This is a genomic window from Actinosynnema sp. NPDC059797, from assembly GCF_042732085.1.
Lineage (GTDB): Bacteria > Actinomycetota > Actinomycetes > Mycobacteriales > Pseudonocardiaceae > Actinosynnema.
Genome location: NZ_JBHWIE010000347.1, coordinates 1 through 7,357 on the forward strand (window position 1 = coordinate 1; position 7,357 = coordinate 7,357).

Consider the following 7,357-nt stretch of genomic DNA (forward strand, 5'->3'; position numbering starts at 1 on the left):
TTGTTTACCTTGTGGGGGTCTTGTTTTTTGTTATACTCCCCGGGGGCCCCGGCCCCCGCCCCCTGGCGGGGCGGGGGGGTCTGCGCGCCCAGGCGCCCCGTGCCGACTCCACCCTCGCGCAACACCGCACCACACCGCCGCGACACCGCACCACCGGCACCACCGGCGACACGGCACCACCACACCGTCGCCCGACAGCTCGCGGATCAACGGCTGATCCGTGCAGGAGGAGGACGCATGAGGTACCGCACCAGAGCGGGACGGTTGCGAACCGGACCGTTCGCGTTGATCGCCGCGGCGGCCACAGCCGCGGGAGTGATGCCGTTCGTGGCGCCGGTGGCGAACGCCGCCGTCACGTGCACGGTCAACTACCAGGTGACCAACCAGTGGCCCGGTGGCTTCGGCGCCAGCGTGAACATCCGCAACCAGGGTGACCCCGTCAACAACTGGCGGCTCACGTGGACCTTCCCCGACGGCCAGCGCGTGCAGCAGGGCTGGAACGGCACGTTCAGCCAGAGCGGCAGCGTGGTGACCGTGGCCGGGCCGAGCTGGTCGCCGAACCTGGGCGCCAACGCCCAGGTGTCCGTCGGCTTCAACGGCCAGTGGACCGGGGCCAACAACGCCCCGACCGACTTCGCGATCAACGGGACGCGGTGCACCGGCCCCAACGTCGCGCCCAGCGTGGCGCTGGACTCGCCGACGGCCGGCCAGACGTTCCAGGTCGGCCAGGCGATCCCGCTGGCGGCGACCGCGAGCGACAGCGACGGCACCGTCACCAAGGTCGACTTCCTGTCCGACGGCGTGGTCGTCGCGACCGACACCTCGGCGCCGTACTCGGCGTCCTGGAGCGGCGCGACCGTCGGTGAGCACGGCATCACCGCGCGCGCCACCGACGACAAGGGCGGCGTGACCAACTCCAGCATCGCGGGCATCCGCGTGCTGGCCGGCCAGGCCATCCAGGTCAACCCGCCGTCGCTGAGCGTCCGGCAGGGCTCGACCGGCACCTTCGGCGTCTCGCTGGCCACCGCGCCGACGGGCAACGTCACGGTGGCGGTCGCGCGCTCGGGCGGCAGCACCGACCTGACCGCGGGCCCGGCGTCGCTGACCTTCACGCCGAGCAACTGGGCGACCAAGCAGAACGTCACGGTCACCTCGGCGGACAACGGCGGCACGCCCGGCACGGCGACGTTCACCGTCAGCTCCACCGGCATCACCCCGGCCACGGTCGAGGTGAAGGAGATCGACGGGTCCGCCTCGAACTTCGAGCAGGCCTTCCTCGACCAGTACGCCAAGATCCACGACCCGGCGAGCGGGTACTTCCGGACCTTCAGCGACGGCCTGAAGGTGCCGTACCACTCGATCGAGACGCTGATGGTCGAGGCGCCGGACCACGGTCACCAGACCACGTCCGAGGCGTTCAGCTACTACCTGTGGCTGGAGGCCAGCTACGCCCGGATCACCGAGGACTGGTCTTCGTTCAAGAAGGCCTGGGCCTCGATGGAGAAGTACATCATCCCGGCGACCGCGGACCAGCCGACGAACAACAAGTACGACCCGTCCAAGCCGGCGACCTACGCGCCGGAGCACCCGCGGATGGACCAGTACCCGTCGCAGCTCGACTCCGGCGTGCCGGTGGGTCGTGACCCGATCGCGGCCGAGCTGAAGTCGGCGTACGGCACCGACGACATCTACGGCATGCACTGGCTGCTCGACGTCGACAACACCTACGGCTTCGGCCGGTGCGGCGACGAGTCCGACGCGGCGCCCGCGTACATCAACACCTACCAGCGCGGCTCGTCCGAGTCGGTGTGGGAGACCATCCCGCAGCCGTCCTGCGACACGTTCGCGCACGGTGGCCGCAACGGCTTCCTCGACCTGTTCACCAAGGACGCCCAGTACGCCAAGCAGTGGAAGTACACCAACGCCCCGGACGCCGACGCGCGCGCGGTGCAGGTGGCGCTGCTGGCCCAGGAGTGGGCGACCGAGCAGGGCAAGGCCGCCGAGATCAAGTCGGAGATCGACAAGGCCGCCAAGATGGGCGACTACCTCCGGTACGCCATGTTCGACAAGTACTTCAAGAAGATCGGCAACTGCAGCAGCACCTCCTGCCCGGGTGGTACCGGCAAGGACAGCGCGCACTACCTGATGTCCTGGTACTACGCGTGGGGCGGCGCGACGGACACGTCGGCCGGCTGGGCGTGGCGCATCGGTGACGGCGCGTCGCACCAGGGCTACCAGAACCCGCTGGCGGCGTACGCGCTGTCGCAGGTCCCGGCCCTGAAGCCGAAGTCGGCCACCGGCCAGCAGGACTGGGCCACCTCGATGACCCGCCAGCTGGAGCTGCTCCAGTGGCTGCAGTCCGCCGACGGCGGCATCGCCGGCGGTGTCACGAACAGCTGGGAGGGCCAGTACGCCACCCCGCCGGCGGGCACGCCGACGTTCTACGGCATGTACTACGACGCCCACCCCGTGTGGCGCGACCCGCCGTCGAACCGCTGGTTCGGCTTCCAGGCGTGGCAGATGGAGCGCACCGCCGCGCTGTACGAGATGACCGGCAACGCCGCGGCCAAGAAGATCCTCGACAAGTGGGTCCCCTGGGCCATCGCGAACACCACGGTCGGCACCGGCGGGGACTTCCAGATCCCGTCCGACCTGGAGTGGACCGGCGCCCCGGACACCTGGAACGCCACCAACCCCGGTAGCAACGCGAACCTGCGCGTGCGGGTGCTCAACCACAGCCAGGACGTCGGCATCGCCGCGTCCTATGCGAAGACCCTGCTGAACTACGCGGCCGAGTCGGGCAACGCCCAGGCCCGGACCGTGGGCGAGGGCCTGCTCAACGCGCTGCTGGAGCACCAGGACGACAAGGGCATCGCCGTGCCGGAGACGCGCGCGGACTACAACCGCTTCGACGACGTGTACAACACGTCGACGCGCGAGGGTCCGTACGTGCCGACGGGCTGGACGGGCACCATGCCCAACGGCGACCAGATCAAGCAGGGCGTCTCGTTCGTCGACATCCGCTCGATGTTCAAGCAGGACCCCGATTGGCCCAAGGTCCAGGCGTACCTGGACGGCGGCCCCGCGCCGACCTTCACCTACCACCGGTTCTGGGCGCAGGCTGAGATCGCCACGGCGTTCCAGCTGCACGTGGAGCTGTTCGGGTAGTTAATCCGGAAGGTCGCCGACACCCCCTTCACGACGAGGTGAAGGGGGTGTTCGGCGTTTCCTCCTGCGTCGAACGCGTTCGATTCGAAGCCGTCGAACGAAACATTCGCGAAACTTCGGTGTTGACGCGGGTCAGAGACCTGTGCCACATTTTTGGGCATCCCCGTTCGATCTCACGACCTGGGAAGTTCATGGACGTGAATCGAAACGATTCGATTCAGAGAGCTGGGTATTCGAGGAATTCGACCAGCACGAGAGGTGTGCCGTGGGCCTGCCGTTCCGCGATCCGGCGCTGTCGCTCGAAGCCAGGGTTTCCGACCTGCTGGGGCGCCTGACCGACGAGGAGAAGGTGGCGCTGCTGCACCAGCGGCAGCCCGCCGTGCCGCGCCTGGGGCTCGCCGAGTTCCGCACCGGCACCGAGGCGTTGCACGGGGTGGCGTGGCTGGGGCCGGCGACGGTGTTCCCGCAGGCGGTCGGGCTCGGCGCGACGTGGGACCCCGACCTGGTGCGGCGCGTCGGCGAGGCGACCGGCGTGGAGGCGCGCGGCTTCCACCGCCGCGATCCCGTCAAGCACGGCCTGAACGTGTGGGCGCCGGTGGTGAACCCGCTGCGCGACCCGAGGTGGGGCCGCAACGAGGAGGGCTACTCCGAGGACCCGGTGCTGACCTCGGTGATGGGCACGGCGTACGCCCGGGGCCTGCGCGGCGACCACCCGCGGTACCTGCGGACGGCGCCGACGCTGAAGCACTTCCTGGGCTACAACAACGAGGACGACCGCTGCGTCACGTCGTCGGACCTGCGGCCGCGGGTGCTGCACGAGTACGAGCTGCCGTGCTACCGGGGGCCGGTCGAGGCGGGCGCGGCGGTGGCGGTGATGCCGTCGTACAACCTGGTCAACGGCCGCCCGGCGCACCTGAGCCCGCTCATCGAGGACGAGTTGCGCACGTGGGCCCCGGACGGCCTGGCGGTCGTCAGCGACGCCTACGCGCCGTCGAACGTGGCCGGGATGCAGGGCTACCTGCCCACCCAGGTGGAGGGGCACGCGGCGCTGCTGCGGGCGGGCCTGGACAGCTTCACCGACCAGGACGCGGACCCGACGCTCATGGTCGAGAGCGTCACCAAGGCGATCGAGGAGGGCCTGCTCGACCGGTCGGTCGTGGACCGGGCGGTGGGCAACGTGCTGCGGCTGCGGTTCCGGCTGGGCGAGTTCGACCCGCCGGGGGACAACCCGTACGCGGCGATCGGCCCCGAGGTCGTCGGTACCCACGGGGAGCTGGCGCTGGAGGCGGCGCGGCGGGCGGTGGTGCTGCTGCGCAACGACTCCGCCCTGCCGCTGCGACCGGGCGCCCGGCTCGCCGTGATCGGCACGCACGCGGACACCCTGTTCGAGGACTGGTACAGCGGCACCCTGCCCTACCAGGTGACCGTCCGAAGAGGACTGGAGAGGTTCGCCTCGGTCACGTGCGCCGAGGGCGTGGACCGGATCGCGCTGCGCGCACCCGACGGCCGGTACCTGGGCGTGCGCGGCGGCGTGGTCGGCCTGGGCGGGCGGGAGCTGTTCGACCGCTTCGACTGGGGCGACGGGGTCTGGACGCTGCGCGACGTCGCGTCACGCCGCTACCTGGGCGTGGCCGAGGACGGCTCGCTGGTCGCGACGGCGGCCGCCCCGGGCGGGTGGGACGTGCGCGAGCTGTTCGAACCCCGCTTCGAGGGCGACGACGTGGTGCTGCGCAACAAGGTGCGGGGCACGGACACCGGGCCGTTCGCGGTCGAGGTGGTGGTGGACGGGACCGCCGAGGCGGCGGCGCTGGCGGCGCGGGCCGACACCGCGGTCCTGGTGCTGGGCAACGACCCGCACGTCAACGGCCGCGAGACCCAGGACCGCACCACGCTGCGCCTGCCGTCGCTGGACCTGGTCCGCGCGGTGCGGGAGGCCAACCCGAACACGGTGCTGGTGCTGGTGAGCAGCTACCCGTACGCGCTGGACGGCGAGGAGGAGCGCCTGCCGGCGGTCGTGTGGACCGCGCACGGCGGGCAGGAGCAGGGCCGGGCGGTGGCCGAGGCGCTGTTCGGGGAGTTCTCCCCGTCCGGGCGGCTGCCGCAGACCTGGTACCGCTCCGACGACGACCTGCCCGACATCCTCGACTACGACATCATCCGCGCGGGCGGCACCTACCTGTACTTCGACGGCGAGCCGCTGTTCCCGTTCGGCCACGGCCTGTCCTACACGACCTTCGAGTACTCGGGGCTGTCCTACGACGGCGCGGCGACGGTGTCGGTGACCAACACCGGCGCGGTCGCGGGCGCGGAGGTCGTGCAGCTGTACTCGTCCGCGCTCGACCCGCGGGTGCGGCAGCCGCTGCGCCGGCTCCAGTCGTTCCGCCGGGTGCACCTGGAGCCGGGGGAGACCGCGACCGTGGAGCTGCCGGTGGAGCACCTGTGGCACTGGGACGTCGTCTCCGGGCGGCGCGTGGTGGAGGCCGGGCGGTACGAGCTGCTGGCCGGCTCCTCGTCGCGCGACGTCCGGGCCCGGCTGGTGGTGGACGTGCCGGGCGAGCGGATCGGGCCGCGCTCGGGCGTGCTGGCCGCCGTCGACTTCGACGACTGCGACGGCGTGCGGCTGGTGGACGACGAGGTGGTGTTCACCCGGGAGGGCGCGTGGATCGCCTTCCACGACGTCGTCCCCGGCGACCGGCCCGCGCCGCCGGGGTTCCGGGTCTCGTTCGACGGCGCGTCGTTGCTGCTCACCGCGCAGGCGGCGGGCGTCCGGGTGCGGGAGGTGCGTTGACGTGGTCACCATCGCCGATGTCGCGAGGCACGCGGGCGTCGCGCCCAGCACGGTGTCGTACGCGCTGACGGGGCGGCGCTCGATCTCCTCCGCCACCAAGGCCAGGGTGGAGGCGAGCGTGCGGGCGCTGGGCTACCACCCGCACGCGGGCGCCCGGTCGCTGGCCAGCAACCGCGCCAACGTGCTGGCGCTGGTGCTGCCGGTGCGCGAGGGCATGAACATGCCGGTGATGATGCAGTTCGTGGTGGCGGTGGCCAACGCGGCCCGCCGGCACGAGCACGACGTGCTGCTGGTGACCGCCGACCAGGGCGCGGCGGGCCTGCGCCGGGTCGCGGGCAGCGCCCAGGTCGACGGCCTGCTGGTGATGGACGTGGAGATGCACGACGAGCGCGTGCCGGTGCTGCGGGAGCTGGACCGGCCCTCGGTGCTCATCGGCTTCCCGGCCGACGCGGCGGGCCTGACCTGCGTGGACCTGGACTTCGCCGAGGCGGGCGCGCGGTGCGTGGACCACCTCGCCGACCTCGGTCACTCCTACGTGGCGCTGGTGGGCGCGCCGCGCGCGGTCTACCAGCGCGACACCGGGTTCGCCCACCGCACGATGGCCGGGTTCAGCGCGGCGGCCATGCGGCGGGGCGTGGCGTCGACGACCCTGCCCACCGAGCCGGACCACGAGTCGGTGCGGCAGGCCATCACGGGCCTGCTCGACCGGCACTCGGCGGTGACGGGCCTGGTGGTGCACAACGAGGCCGCGCTGCCGTCGGTGGTGGAGGTGCTGCGCGAGCTGGGCCGCAAGGTGCCCGAGGACGTGGCCGTGGTCGCGATCTGCCCGGACGACCTGGCCGGGCGGATGACCCCGCCGCTGACCTCGGTGGCGGTGCCGGCCGAGCAGCTCGGCCACCACGCGGTGGCGCTGCTGATGGCCAAGCTCGACCGCGCGCCGACGCCGTCGCTGACGCTGCTGCCGCCCCGGCTGACCGAGCGGGCGAGCACCACGCGCTGACCCCGAGGTCGGCTGTGGGCACGGGCGGTGGCGTCATTTCGAAGCGCTTCGATCTCAGGGAGGTGTGCCGGGTGGGTTCGCGCGAGGTCGGCGGCGAGGTCGGCGGCGGGTTCGGGCGGCGCGACGGCCACCGGGTGGCGCGCGCGACCCCCGCGACCGGTCCGCCCCCGCCGGGGCCGCTCCTCGCCGGCCACCCCCGCGACGGCACCGCGCGGGCGGTGGACGGCCGGCTCCCGTTCGGCCCGGACCTCCTCGTCGCCCCGGCCCACCGGCCCGGCCGGCGATCCCGCGAGGCCCCCCTCCCGTCCGGCGCGCGGTGGACCGACACCGCGACCGGCGCGCTCCACGAAGGCGGTCAGACCCTCCCGGTCGACGCACCCCCCGACCGCACCCCCCTCTTC

At 72.3% G+C, this 7,357-nt stretch carries 4 protein-coding genes; all 4 read left to right on the top strand.

Translation table 11 applies throughout. From position 1 onward, the window contains the following. The first annotated feature begins 318 nt into the window (after positions 1–318). Positions 319–3,168 (top strand): glycoside hydrolase family 48 protein, encoded by a 2,850-nt coding sequence (locus tag ACFV4N_RS36660; RefSeq protein ID WP_499677264.1) that lies wholly within the window; start codon positions 319–321, stop codon positions 3,166–3,168. A gap of 265 nt (positions 3,169–3,433) precedes the next feature. After that, positions 3,434–5,956 carry a beta-glucosidase family protein gene (locus ACFV4N_RS36665; RefSeq protein ID WP_499677265.1) on the top strand — a complete coding sequence of 841 codons (2,523 nt, stop codon included), beginning with the start codon at positions 3,434–3,436 and terminating at the stop codon, positions 5,954–5,956. 1 nt (position 5,957) lies between these two features. Continuing rightward, entirely contained in the window at positions 5,958–6,956 is a 999-nt protein-coding gene (locus ACFV4N_RS36670) for a LacI family DNA-binding transcriptional regulator (RefSeq protein WP_499677266.1), read from the top strand. Positions 6,957–7,027: 71 nt separating this feature from the next. Further along, on the top strand, positions 7,028–7,357 hold a 330-nt coding region (locus ACFV4N_RS36675; RefSeq protein WP_499677267.1), incomplete at its 3' end, for a glycoside hydrolase family 31 family protein.